This is a genomic window from Kocuria sp. NBRC 114282 (assembly GCF_030268385.1).
GTDB classification, from domain to species: Bacteria; Actinomycetota; Actinomycetes; order Actinomycetales; family Micrococcaceae; genus Kocuria; species Kocuria palustris.
Window position 1 is genome coordinate 67,777 of the sequence record NZ_BSQO01000004.1, and the last position, 12,207, is coordinate 79,983.

Consider the following 12,207-nt stretch of genomic DNA (forward strand, 5'->3'; position numbering starts at 1 on the left):
AGCTCCTCAGCGGCTCTCGGCGGGAGCGCCGATCGCCTCTCGCAGCGCGTCGATGAACTCCTCAGGGGAGCTCACCGGGTGCGGCAGGGGCACCGCGACGGTGTCACGGTGGGGTCCGTCGACCAGCAGGAGCATGAGCTCGCGGTCGGAGAGTGACACCGGGTAGGCGCGCCCCGTGGCGCAGCGCACGCCACCCGGCGCGTGTGGGTGCTCGGCGGTCGGCGTCGACGCCGGGCGAAGCTCGGTGATAAGGCCCGTCAGGTGCGTGCCCCATTCGGAGCGCAGCAGCTCGACGGTCTCGAGCTCCTCTGCCGGTCCGGGCCACGACGGCCGCGGGGCCAGGGCCTCGCGATCCAGCATGTGGCACCCGGGGATGTGGTGGATCGTCATGCGCAGGGGCTCCACGCGCCACAGCTGCGAGCCCGGCCAGCAGGTGAAGGTCCGGGCGATCTCGCTGGGTAGGGGCCCCTCGGAGAGCAGTGCGGTCTCCTCGTCCTCCGTGCAGCGGGTGACCACGGCATGGCCGCTGAGCTCGGCGACCGTCATGCGGATCTCGGCCACGGGGGCCTCCGCTGCGATCGTCATGGAGACGTGCTGCGGGCGCTCGATCGGCATGGGCGGCCACTGCCCCTCCTGCGGGGACACCACCATGTAGCGGGTGCCGTCCTGTGCGGCCCCGTGGAAGGACGTGTCCAGAAGGTGCCCGCGGACGCCGTCATGGCAGGAGATCGTCATCCGGCCGGCGCCGTTGAGCAGGCGTGCCGCGGCATCTGCGGCGGCGACGTCCAGGTGGCAGGGGGTGCCCTGTGCCGGAGCGGCTGTCTCGGCGTTCTCGCTGGGGGTCATGATCGCTCCAGAGGGTGTCGGCTGCGGTGGTGCGGCGGGGTCTGTCGCACCATCGATGAGGTGAGCCTAACCTGATCTTGAGATGCGCCGTCAAGAGCGGATGCCCTGTTGCGGGTCGAGCTGAGCGTCGTCGTGCCAGGATCGGGGCATGCACATGCCCTCTGAGCCCGTCTGGAGCTGGGTCGAGACGCCGATCGGCGACGGCCTGATCGTGATCGGGCCGCAGGGTGCGATCCGGGCGGCGTTCTCCCGCCCCGACGGCACGGGCATGCCCAGCGAGGAGTCCGTTCTGATCGAGGCGGGCGCTCAGCTCGGAGCTGCGCCTGCGCACGACCCTGCCGCGCTGGCCGAGATCCTGGAGCGGATCGAGGCCTGGTTCGACGGCTCCGTGCAGGACCTCGACGTGCCCGTCGACCTCGCTCCGGCTGACGGCTTCAGACGGGCGGCGTGGGAGCGGATCGCGCAGATCCCGTACGGGCAGACCCTGGCCTACGGGCAGCTGGCCGCCGAGGCGGGCCGTCCCCGAGCCGCACGTGCGGCGGGGACGCTGTGCTCGGAGGTCCAGGTGCCCCTGTTCCTCCCGGTGCACCGCGTAACCCGCGCCGACGGCAGCACCGGCGAGCCCGACCCCCGCCATGCCGTGCGCCGCATGCTGATCGACCACGAGCGCGCGGTCCTGACCGGCGGCCCATCCCCCTGGGTGTGAGCGCTGCCCCATCGAGGCCGCAGCACCGCAGCCCTGCACCGTTGAGGCCGCACATCCGCATGCCATCCGCGCTGATGGGTGGCCCTTCTGCGGCCTCAACGCGTGCGGCGGCGAGGCGCGGCTGAATGAGAGCGCCGAGCTGATCACCGGCGTGGTGTGCGGTGTTCGCGTGGAGGAGATCGAGGAGCCGCTCATGCAGCAGGTCCGCTGGATGGACAAGCTGGTCGATGAGCTGGCCAAGGGCAAGGCGCTCGAGAAGATCCTGCGCGGCTGAGGTCTCAGAAGCTCACGATGCCGGTGATCGTGACCTCCGCGGTCCCGCCGACCCACACGTCCTGACCGTCCGAGCGCACGCGCACCCGTCCGCTGCGACCGATCGCCGTGCCCTGCGCCGCCGTGTACTCCTCCGGTGCCACCCCGGCGCGGATCAGCCACGTCCCGAAGCCCGCCTGGAGGCTGCCCGTCACAGGGTCCTCGCGCATGCCGTGCTCCGTGGGCACGAAGGCGCGGACCTCCACGTCGGCATCCCGTCCCGGCTCATGCGGGCCGAAGACGCCCAAGCGCAGATCGTGCTCCGCGATCAGGGCGGCATCCGGCTCCAGGGCCAGGACGGTCTTGGCATCCGCCAGCACGATCCCCAGCCACCCGGGCCCGTTGTCCACCCAGTTGGCGTCTTGGATCTCGCCCGGCTTCAGGCCGAGCGCCTCGGTGGCCAGCGCGAGGGTCGACGACTCGACTTCTCCGCCGCGGCGCAGGGGAGGGGCCGAGAAGGACAGGCCGTCGTCGTCGGACAGGACGGTGATCAGACCCGCACCGCACTCCTGGACCACGGTCCCGTCCCGGCGCAGTGCGCCGCCGGCCGCCAGCCAGGCGCGTGCCGAGCCCAGGGTGGGGTGCCCGGCGAACGGCAGCTCCTCCTGCGGGGTGAAGATCCGCACGCGGTAATCGGCCCGCTCGTCCTCCGGCGGCAGCAGGAAGGCAGTCTCGGAGAGGTTGGTCCAGCTCGCGAACTGGGCCATCTGCTCATCGGTGAGCTCGGCGGCGTCGTGCACGACGGCCAGCGGATTGCCCCCGTGCGGCACCGCGGAGAAGACATCGACCTGGGAGAAGCGGAAATCGACCATGGTCGTGAGTCTGGCACTGGGCTCGGACGGCACAACGGCCCCGCGCGGTCATGGTGATCGTCGTGCTGAGGGCGGATCGGCTCTTCTGCGACGTCGGCCGTCGGTGGCAAGCTGGAGGCACAGTCAACCGCGGACCCGCGTGCGGTCCGTTCGAGAGGAGCCCGACCATGAAGCAGTTCATCGTCCCCGCCGGCGGCGGCTTGGAGAATCTCCGGGTCGACGACGTCGCAGAGCCCGGCGCTCCCGGCCCCGGCGAGATCCGCGTGCAGGTCAAGGCCTCGAGCCTGAACTTCCACGACTACATGGTGATCTCCGGCAGCATGCCCCCGGACGAGGATCGCGTGCCCCTGGCGGATGGCTCCGGCGTGGTCGCGGAGGTCGGCGAGGGTGTCGACGAGTTCGCGGTCGGCGACCACGTGGTCTCTGTGTTCTTCCCGTTGTGGCAGTCCGGCGACGACGTCGAGTCCTCCTTCTCGGGCTCCCCGGGCGACGGCGTGGACGGCTACGCCCGCGAGTCCGTGGTGCGTCCGGCGAACTGGTTCACGGCGGCCCCGGAGGGATGGACGCATCCGGAGGCCGCGACCATCACCACCGCAGGCGCCACCGCTTGGCGCTGCCTGGTGACCGAGGGCGGGCTGAAGCCCGGGCAGACCGTGGCCCTGCTGGGCACCGGGGGCGTCTCGATCCTGGCGCTGCAGATCGCCAAGGCCATGGGTGCCACGGTGGCGATCACGTCCTCCTCGGATGAGAAGCTCGCTCGCGCTCGCGAGCTCGGCGCAGACATCACCGTGAACTACAACGACGACCCCGAGTGGGGCCGCACGATCAAGAAGCAGACCGGCGGGGCGGACATCGTCCTGGAGTCCGCCGGTGCGCAGACCCTGCCGCAGTCGCTGCGGGCCGTGAAGCCGGGCGGGGTGATCTCGCTGATCGGCGTGGTCGCCGGCGACAAGGGCGAGATCCCCACTGCGCTGCTGATGACCAAGCAGGTGCGCCTGCACGGCGTGCTGGTGGGCTCGCGGGCCACGCAGCAGGAGTTCGTGACCGCCATGGACGGCCTGGGCATCCGGCCGGTGCTGGATCAGACCCTGCCCATGACCGATCTGGCGAAGGCCTGCGAGCTGATGCAGGGCCAGTCCCACCTGGGCAAGATCGCCCTGGAGTGGTGAGACCGCGTCCCTGAGTACGCGGCTGCCTGCCGAGATCCCGTTTCCCTGTGCCCGTTCCGCCGAGATCCCGCCAGAATGCGCGGAATCGCGGAATCCGCGCACGGAAGCGGGATCTCGGCATCAGCGGCGCACGGAAGCATGATCTCGGCGAGGAGAGAGGGCGCTATGGGCGTGATGTCCTCTTGGGCCGGCGTCCGGGCTGAGGTCGCTGGTCTGCCTGAGCAGGTGCCGGATGCATGGGCCTTCGGGGCCACGAGCGAGCAGGCCGACGAACTGCTGGGTCTGGTGCTCGCCGGGACCAAGACGGGGACTGCATCCTCGCTGTGGGACTACGAGGCCGAGGGCGAGCCGTTGCCGACAGCAGGGGACCTGAGCATCCTCCTGGACGGCCGCGGGGAGCCGCGCGCTGTGATCCGCACGACCGACGTGCACGTGGCCCCCTTCTGCGAGGTCGGCGCAGGGCATGCGCGCGCCGAAGGGGAGGGCGACCGGTCCCTGGCGCACTGGCGCACCTGGTGCGGTCCAGCTGACGCTTTCGCGCGCGGCTGCCTGCCGAGCTCACGCTTCCGTGCTCCCGGTCCGTCGAGATCACGCCAGAATGCACGGAATCGCTGATTCTGCCCATGGAAGCGTGATCTCGGCACGGGCGATGCACGGATGCGTCGATTCGACGACCGCCGCGTGTCCATCATCACCCAAAGTGCAGTTGTGCAGAAATAGCGCGACTGCAAAAATGCACTAGTGCAAGAAGAGAGTCTGAGAGAACGCAAGAAGGCCCGGACGTGGCATGACATCCATGTCGCCGCCGCCGAGGCCGTTCTGGAGCGAGGTCTCCAGGCCGTGACGGTGGAGGACATCGCCGCGTCCGTGGGGATCTCCCAGCGCACGTTCTTCAACTACTTCCCCACCAAGGACCACGCGGTCGTGGGGGTGCGCGAGCCCGCCATCCCGGACGGCGCCGCCGAGCGGCCCCCTGAGGGCGCGAGCACGCTGCGCAGCGTCGTCGAGCTCTACATGCAGCTGCTGGCCTCCGCCATGCCCGCTAACTCCGCGGACTTCCGAGTCCGCCTCATGCAGACCCACCCGGACCTCGGGCGTCTGCTCAAGGACACGATGCACGGCTGCGAGCACATGGTGCGCGACGTCGTGCACGGCTGGGCCGAGCAGGGCCTGGAGCCGCGGCTGCTGGGCCCCGGGCATGACCTCGACGAGCGCATCAGCATGCTCGTGCTCACGGCCGGTGCCGCCCTGCGCTTCGTGTTCTCCCGCCCAGACCGGGTTCCGGGCTCAGATCCTTCCCCGGAGGACCTCGACCACGCGGTCGACGTCCTCATCAGTCTCATCAGAACGGACCACGCATGACCACGACACCCCCTTGGGGCGACTCCACGGAGCGTCCCTCCGACGAGCGCCAGCCCACGGGCGCGCTCACGGCCGTCGACTCGGCCAGCCTGGGCCTGCCCAGCTCCTCGCCGATGACCGGCCAGCTCACCGCCGTCCGCGGCTCTTCCGCCGCGCATGAGGCAGAGAGCGCGGACCGGGCGCAGGAGGCCGACCAGCCGCGCCCCCGCCTGATCCCGATCTTCATCGCGCTGATGCTCGCGATGCTGCTGGCCTCGCTGAACCAGACGGTGCTCTCCACCGCGCTGCCCACCATCGTGGGCGAGCTCGACGGCGTGCACCAGATGCAGTGGGTCATCACCGGCTACATCCTGGCCTCGACCGTGACCATGCCCTTCTACGGCAAGATCGGCGACCAGATCGGGCGCAAGCCCCTGCTCGTGGGCGCGATCCTGGTGTTCATGGCCGGCTCCGTCGTGGGCGGGCTGGCTCCCACCATCTGGTGGCTGATCGCCGCCCGCGTGGTCCAGGGCCTGGGCGGCGGCGGCCTGATCATCCTCTCCCAGACCGTGATCGCCGATATCGTCCCGGTGCGCGAGCGCGGCAAGTACATGGGCGTCATGGGTGGCGTCTTCGCGCTGTCGTCGGTGGTGGGGCCGCTGATCGGCGGCTGGATCACCGAGGGTCCGGGCTGGCGCTACGCCTTCTGGATGAGCGTCGCGCTCGGCGTGATCGCCCTGGCCGGCGTCGTCCTCTTCCTCAAGCTGCCCAAGCACCACGGCCGCGTCTCCGTGGACGTGTGGGGCATGCTGACCCTGGGCGTGGCGACCGTGGCCGTGATCCTGACGATCACCTGGGGCGGCAGCACCTACGACTGGGCCTCGGCGCAGATCTTCGGGCTGATCGCGATCGCCGTGGTGTTCACCGGGATCTTCATCGTCATCGAGTCCCGCGTGGCCGAGCCGGTGATGCCGCTGTCCATGTTCCGCAGCCGCACGTTCCTGCTGGCCACGGCCTCCGGAATGATGATCTCCGTGGCCATGTTCGGCGCGATCGGCTACATGCCGACCTACCTGCAGATGGTCCACGGCGCCAGCGCGACCAGCTCGGGCCTGCTGATGACGCCCATGATGGCGGGCGTGCTGATCGCCTCGACCGGATCGGGAGCCCTGGTCTCGCGCTACGGCCGCTACAAGGCCTACCCGCTGGTCGGTGCGGTGCTCGTGGTCATCGCCCTGTACCTGCTCTCCCAGCTCACCGCTGAGGCCGCCGTGTGGCACGTGTGCCTGGCGCTGGGCGTCATGGGCGTGGGCCTGGGCCTGATCATCCAGATCCTGGTGCTCGCGGTGCAGAACGTGTTCCCCGGCTCGATGGTCGGCACGGCCACGTCGGGCAACAACTTCTTCCGCCAGGTCGGGGCCACGATCGGCTCGGGAGTGGTCGGCGTGATCTTCGCCGGTCGCCTGACCGACCTGATCGCCGAGCGGATGCCCGCCCAGGCCCAGGCGGCCATGCAGGGAAGCGGCTCGGACGCCTCCTCCGGGCTGACGCCCGAGCTGGTGGACTCGCTGCCGGCGCCGATCCAGGACGTGATCACCTCGTCCTACAACGACGCCCTCACGCCGATCTTCATGGTGATGATCCCGCTCGTGGTGCTCGCGCTGATCCTGATGGCCTTCATCCCGGAGACGCCGCTGGCCACCTCCATGAAGCGCGACGTCCGGTCCGAGGGCGGCCGCGCCGACGACGCCCGCGGCGAGGTCTCCGGCTCCGCTGCGCGCCCCGCTGCCGACGACTCCGACGTCGACCGGCCCGCTGCGCAGCGCACCGTCGACGACGAGCGCCGCGACCCGGCGCCCGAGCCCCTGCCGGTGCTCGACCCCCAGGAGCAGCCCCGCCGCTGACCTGCGCAGCTCAGCCGCTCCCACAGCGCCCCGCCGACCTTGGTCGGCGGGGCGCTGTCTCGTTAGGCTCGAGGGCATCGAGCGACGCGGATCACACCTGTTCCGCGCGCATCCCCGCGACGCCCGCTGCGGGCGCGCAGAAGGAGGACAGCCCTGTGACTCTTCTGGACACCTCGGCCTTCGACGGCCGCATCTTCACCGGCACGTGGGAGCAGGGCGAAGGCGAGCCGATCGTCGTGCGCAATCCTGCCGACAACGCCGAGCTGGCCACGATCGGCTCGGCCTCGGCGGAGCAGGTCCATCAGTCCGCCGCACGCGCAGTCTCGGCGCAGGAGAAGTGGATCGCGTTGAAGCCCTCCGAGCGCGCCTCGGTGCTGCGCCGCGCCGGCCAAGTCATCCAGGAGAACCACGACGAGCTCGCCGGCTGGGTCATCCGCGAGACCGGCGGCATCCCCGCCAAGACCGGGCTGGAGGTCGGCAACACGGCCGCCGAGTGCTTCGAGGCCGCCGCCCTGCCGAGCCACCCGCACGGCCAGTGGCTGCCCTCCGACGGCGCCCACTGGTCCTTCTCTCGCCGCCGCCCCTGCGGCGTGGTCACGGTCATCGCGCCGTTCAACTTCCCGCTGCTGCTGGCCATGCGCTCCGTCGCCCCGGCCCTGGCCACCGGCAACTCCGTGCTGCTCAAGCCGGATCCTCGCACCTCGGTCATCGGCGGCTTCGCCCTGGCCCGGATCTTCGAGGAGGCCGGGCTGCCCGAGGGCGTCCTGCAGGTGCTGCCCGGCGGCGGGGACATCGGCGCCGCATGCGTGGAGGCCGAGGAGGTCCGCGTCATCTCCTTCACGGGCTCCACCGCCGCGGGCCGGAAGATCGGCGCCGTCGCCTCGGAGAAGCTCAAGCGCGTGCACCTGGAGCTCGGCGGCAACAACGTGGCGATCGTGCTGCCGGGGGCTGATGTGGACCTGGCCGCCTCTGCCGGGGCCACCGGTTCGTTCTTCCACCAGGGCCAGATCTGCATGAGCACCGGCCGGCACATCGTCCATCAGGACGTCCACGACGAGTACGTCGACCGGCTGGTCGCCCGGGCCGAGACCCTGGCGGTTGGCGATCCCTCGACCGAACAGGTCCACCTGGGCCCGATCATCGACGAGAAGCAGCTCAAGAACATCGACTCGGTCGTCCAGGACTCCCTGACGGCCGGCGCCGTGGCGCGCACCGGCGCGGATCACGACGGCCTGTTCTACCGCCCGACCGTCCTCACCGACGTCACGCCGGACATGCCGGCCTGGTCGCAGGAGATCTTCGGCCCGGTCGCCCCGGTGCACCGGGTGGCCTCCGTGGACGAGGCCGTCGAGCTGGCCAATGCCTCCGAGTACGGACTGTCGGTCTCGATCATGGGCCCCGTGGGCGAGGCCATGAAGGTCGCCGATCGCATTCGCTCTGGCAAGGTGCACATCAATGAGATGACCGTGGCCGATGAGGCCAATGCGCCCTTCGGCGGTGTGGGCGATTCGGGCAACGGCAGCCGCTTCGGAGGTGCTGAGGCCAATCTCGAGGCCTTCACCGAGATCCAGTGGGTGACGGTCTCCCCGGACGAGATCCAGCACCCGTTCTGAGCCACGTGCCCGCTGCGCTGTCGGGCGGCGGACTCAGGCCAGCAGGGTCCCCCCGCTGCGGGCGACGACGGCCCCGCCGACCCAGGTGCCGTCGTCGCCGGTGGTCACGCGCATCAGGGCGCTGTGGCCGACGGCGCGGCCCTGGGCCACCGTGAACGACGCCGGGGCGAGTCCGCGCGGCACGAGCCATGAGGCGAAGGCCGCCACGAGGGTCGCGGTGGCGCGCTGCTCGTCGATGCCGCGGGACGGGGCGAAGGAGCGCAGCTCGAAGTCGGCGGGGCTGCCATCGGCGTGCGGGCCCAGGACGCCGACCATGTGCTGGCCGAGCTGGTCGATGTCCGGCTCCATGGCCAGCACGGTCTCGGCGCTGTCCGCGAGCAGCCCCAGGAACCCGGTCCCGGAGTCCAGCCATGCCGACCCCTGCACCTGATCGGGCTCCAGGCCGAGGACCTCGCAGATGATCTCGACGGTGAGCTCATCGGGTTCTCCGCGGTCGAACAGCGGCGGGGCCGTGAAGCTCAGGGTCTGGTGATCCTGCACCTGGACCGGGGTCAGCCCGATCTCGCTCTGCTGGACGAGGGTGCCGTCGCTCGCCGAGGAGCCTTCGCGGTCGAGCCAGGCCCGGGCGGCCGCGAGGGTGGACATGCCCGCGAAGCGCACCTCGGTCTTGGAGCGGAACGCTCGTGTGCGGAAGTCTGCTCCGCTGTCGGTGGGGGAGAGCACGAAGACGGTCTCCTCGTGCGGCAGCCACTCGGCCAGGCCGTGGATCCGCTCCTCGGAGAGGCCGTCGGCCTCGAGCACGACGGCGATGGGGCTGCCCTCGAAGGGCTCGGTCGCGAAGACGTCGATGACGGCGTGGGGAAGGGCGCTCATGGCCACGAGCGTAGGGCGCGAAAGCCCCTGGATTGGTCGCAGAACAGGCTTTCGGAGCCCTTGCAGAATCAAGAGCGGACGGGTCGATGCGGACTCGTCGGCAGGACCCCGACGACCGCTCAGCCGGCTCGGTCGGAGCCGGGCGTCGGCACGGTGCGACCCCACCGCAGCACCCATCGCACGCCCAGCCCGGCGACCAGGGCCCAGAAGGCCGCGGACATCCCGGCCACGCTGACCCCGGAGGCGACGACGGCGAAGGTCACCGCGGCGGGCACGAGATCCTCGGTGCGCTCGAGCGCGGCCCTCAGGGAGGAGGCGAAGGTGCCGAGCAGGGCGAGTCCGGCCACCGCCGGGATGACGCCCTCCGGAGCCAGGCTCACCAGCGCCCCGAAGGCGCCTGCTCCCAATCCGATCAGCACGAGCAGGCAGCCGGAGGCCACGCTGGCGATCCAGCGCCGGGAGCGGTCCTCTCCGGCCTCGGGCCCGGCGGCCAGGGCGGCGCTGATGGCGGCCAGGTTCACGCCCGGGGCCCCGCCGGTGGCGCCCAGCAGCGAGCCGAGACCGGTCACGGTCATGCTGCGGCGCCACGGGATGCGATACCCGAGCCCCTGCATGACCGCGGCACCCGGCACGTTCTGCGAGGCCATCGTGACCAGGAACAGCGGGACGGCCAGCCCGAGCACCGCAGGCGCGCTGAGCTGAGGGGCCGTGAGGTGAAGGTGCGGCACGAACCCGGCCGGGTCGATGCTCTGCCCGGTGCGCAGCACGTGCACGGCCACCACGACCGCGGCCGCGGCGAAGGCCGAGGGCACGGCCCAGCGCGGGAACAGCCGGAGGCCCACGAGCCACACGAGGATCACGGGCAGGACGCCGGCGGGCTGGGCCACCGCTGCCTCGATGGGCCCAGGCACAGCTGCAGCAGCACGCCGGCGAGCATGGCCTGGGCCACCGCCGGCGGGATGCGGGCGATGAGATCCCCGAGCGCCGGGATCAGGCCGGTGGCGACCACGAGCAGGCCGACCACCAGGAACGCTCCGACAGCGGCCGGCCATCCGCCCTCGACGGCCCCCGTGGAGGCCAGCAGGGCGGCTCCGGGCGTGGACCAGGCGATCGTGATCGGCTGCCGGGACCAGACGGCCAGCAGGATCGAGCCCAGGCCCATCAGCACGGTCACGACCATGAGGCCGCCGGCCGCCTGCGCGGGATCGGCCCCCACCGCGGACAGCCCGGCCAGGACCACCGCGAACGTGGAGGTGAAGGCCACCAGAGCCGAGACGACTCCCGCCGAGATCGGCTGCATCACCTCGGCGCGGGTCGCGCTCAGCGCGCGCTCACTTCTTGGGCGACCAGAAGCGGCGGTCGCGATCCCACTGCACGGTGCCGTCGTGGGCCTTGCGGAAGGCCTTCACGACCGACTGATCCAGGGCGGGGTGTCCGTGGGGGCTGGTGCGCACCCACTCCTGCCCGAACTTCTCCGGCACCAGGCGGACGGCATCGTCCTGGTCGAGCCGTCCCTCCGTGCGGATCGTCTCGAGCATCCAGTCTGCGATCTCCTCAGGCGTCGTCATGCGGGCAACCCTACGCGTCCTGCGGGCTCGCTCCGCGCTGCGATGGCGGGATGCCGGGCCGCGGCGGGCGGTCCGCCTCCAGGGCGGCGACCGCGGCGCAGATCCGGCGGAACGACGGCGGCAGATCCTCCGCCTGAGCTGCGGCCGCGGCCTCCGCGAACCGCTCCGGGCGCTTGGCGGCCAGCGTGCCGCCGCGGGCCTGCAGGGCGGACACGAACGACGGCCACCGGGACAGCTCGTCCTCCAGATCCACCTCGAGCGCGGACCAGGACGGCCCCACGACGGTCGGCCCGCCGAATCCCCACCCGCCGACGGCGGGGTCCTCGCCGCGCCAGCGGGGATCCGCGGCTCGGGCGGCGGCCGTCGGGTCGATCGCGGCCGCCGCCGTCGAGTCCGGTGCTGCGGCGGACGACGACCGCAGCGACGCCACGAGCGCCTCCGTGGCCTGGCGCCGACTGCGCAGGATCCGGTGCCGAGCGGTCGAGGACCCCGAGACGGGGCCGCCGTCGCCGTCGAAGAGCACGTGGTGCGGGATCCCCAGGGCCAGGTGGAAGTGGTGCAGGACGGCCAGGCGGGTCTTGCTGCCGGCCGGCTGCACCAGGGACAGGCGGTCGCCGCTGCGCCGCAGCACCTGCTCCAGCACGGCCTGATCCGTGGTCCCCTCGACCAGCAGGGTGCGCGGGGAGGCGAGCATCCGGCCGAGGTCGTGCTCGGGAACGACCCCGAGCTCGCGGGCGACGTGATTGCGCGCCCGGCCCATCGACCGAGCGAGCTCGTGCAGGCGCACCGTGCGGGGGCCGTCGCGGGTCAGGCGGACGACGGATTCGAGCTGGGACGGCGGGACGGGGGCCGCCTCGGCGGCAGAGGCGGCCACCGGCACCTCGAGCCGCTGCGCGTCCGAGGGCCGGTCGTGCGCCGGCGGAGGACTCAGACGGGGGTCGCGGGATGCCACGCGGCCCAGGGTAGGCGTCCGCGCCGGGCACCGCGCGCCCCGCAGGACGCGCGGGCCTCCCCAGAAAGGATGAGCCGGGGCCCAGCAGGGCCCCGAGAGTTCACTCTCTGG

The 12,207-nt window shown here is 71.7% G+C and carries 13 protein-coding genes and 1 pseudogene; 7 read left to right on the plus strand and 7 right to left on the minus strand.

Translation table 11 applies throughout. From position 1 onward, the window contains the following. Positions 1-6: 6 nt before the first annotated feature. Positions 7-846, minus strand: coding sequence for a hypothetical protein (locus QSJ40_RS08840; RefSeq protein ID WP_285730326.1), 840 nt, complete (start codon positions 844-846; stop codon positions 7-9). Positions 847-1,000: 154 nt separating this feature from the next. Here QSJ40_RS08840 and QSJ40_RS08845 point away from each other — a divergent pair, with 154 nt between their 5' ends. Next, entirely contained in the window at positions 1,001-1,552 is a 552-nt protein-coding gene (locus QSJ40_RS08845) for a methylated-DNA--[protein]-cysteine S-methyltransferase (protein WP_285730327.1), read from the plus strand. Between the two features lie 115 nt (positions 1,553-1,667). Beyond that, a pseudogene (locus QSJ40_RS08850) lies at positions 1,668-1,826 on the plus strand (DUF2200 family protein); the annotation flags it as partial. A gap of 4 nt (positions 1,827-1,830) precedes the next feature. Here QSJ40_RS08850 and QSJ40_RS08855 read toward each other — a convergent pair. Further along, complete coding sequence (locus QSJ40_RS08855; protein ID WP_053446686.1) at positions 1,831-2,676, minus strand: PhzF family phenazine biosynthesis protein; 846 nt, start codon at positions 2,674-2,676, stop codon at positions 1,831-1,833. Positions 2,677-2,843: 167 nt separating this feature from the next. Here QSJ40_RS08855 and QSJ40_RS08860 point away from each other — a divergent pair, with 167 nt between their 5' ends. From QSJ40_RS08860 to QSJ40_RS08880, 5 genes are all read left to right on the plus strand, one after another. Continuing rightward, entirely contained in the window at positions 2,844-3,845 is a 1,002-nt protein-coding gene (locus QSJ40_RS08860; protein WP_053446687.1) for a zinc-dependent alcohol dehydrogenase family protein, read from the plus strand. A 174-nt stretch (positions 3,846-4,019) separates the two neighbouring features. Continuing rightward, positions 4,020-4,460, plus strand: a complete 441-nt coding sequence (locus QSJ40_RS08865) for an ASCH domain-containing protein (RefSeq protein ID WP_285730483.1) — start codon at positions 4,020-4,022, stop codon at positions 4,458-4,460. A 126-nt stretch (positions 4,461-4,586) separates the two neighbouring features. Further along, positions 4,587-5,207: a TetR/AcrR family transcriptional regulator gene (locus QSJ40_RS08870; RefSeq protein ID WP_285730332.1), complete on the plus strand. Its 621-nt coding sequence runs from the start codon at positions 4,587-4,589 to the stop codon at positions 5,205-5,207. Then, a complete protein-coding gene (locus QSJ40_RS08875; protein ID WP_285730335.1) occupies positions 5,204-7,090 on the plus strand; it encodes an MDR family MFS transporter in 1,887 nt (628 codons plus the stop codon). Before QSJ40_RS08870 ends, QSJ40_RS08875 begins: the two co-directional genes overlap by 4 nt. 155 nt (positions 7,091-7,245) lie before the next feature. Beyond that, positions 7,246-8,703, plus strand: a complete 1,458-nt coding sequence (locus QSJ40_RS08880) for a benzaldehyde dehydrogenase (protein WP_285730337.1) — start codon at positions 7,246-7,248, stop codon at positions 8,701-8,703. A gap of 33 nt (positions 8,704-8,736) precedes the next feature. Here QSJ40_RS08880 and QSJ40_RS08885 read toward each other — a convergent pair whose 3' ends face one another. The 5 genes from QSJ40_RS08885 to QSJ40_RS08900 form a co-directional block, all read right to left on the minus strand. Further along, on the minus strand, positions 8,737-9,576 hold the full coding sequence (locus QSJ40_RS08885) for a PhzF family phenazine biosynthesis protein (RefSeq protein ID WP_285730339.1): 840 nt from the start codon (positions 9,574-9,576) through the stop codon (positions 8,737-8,739). Positions 9,577-9,695: 119 nt separating this feature from the next. Then, a complete protein-coding gene (locus tag QSJ40_RS08890) occupies positions 9,696-10,463 on the minus strand; it encodes a benzoate/H(+) symporter BenE family transporter (RefSeq protein ID WP_352156351.1) in 768 nt (255 codons plus the stop codon). Further along, positions 10,433-10,876, minus strand: coding sequence for a benzoate/H(+) symporter BenE family transporter (locus QSJ40_RS12800; protein WP_327059352.1), 444 nt, complete (start codon positions 10,874-10,876; stop codon positions 10,433-10,435). Before QSJ40_RS12800 ends, QSJ40_RS08890 begins: the two co-directional genes overlap by 31 nt. 31 nt (positions 10,877-10,907) lie before the next feature. After that, positions 10,908-11,144, minus strand: a complete 237-nt coding sequence (locus QSJ40_RS08895; RefSeq protein WP_024289393.1) for a DUF6953 family protein — start codon at positions 11,142-11,144, stop codon at positions 10,908-10,910. A gap of 10 nt (positions 11,145-11,154) precedes the next feature. Beyond that, entirely contained in the window at positions 11,155-12,096 is a 942-nt protein-coding gene (locus QSJ40_RS08900; RefSeq protein ID WP_153005699.1) for a TOPRIM nucleotidyl transferase/hydrolase domain-containing protein, read from the minus strand. Positions 12,097-12,207: the final 111 nt, after the last annotated feature.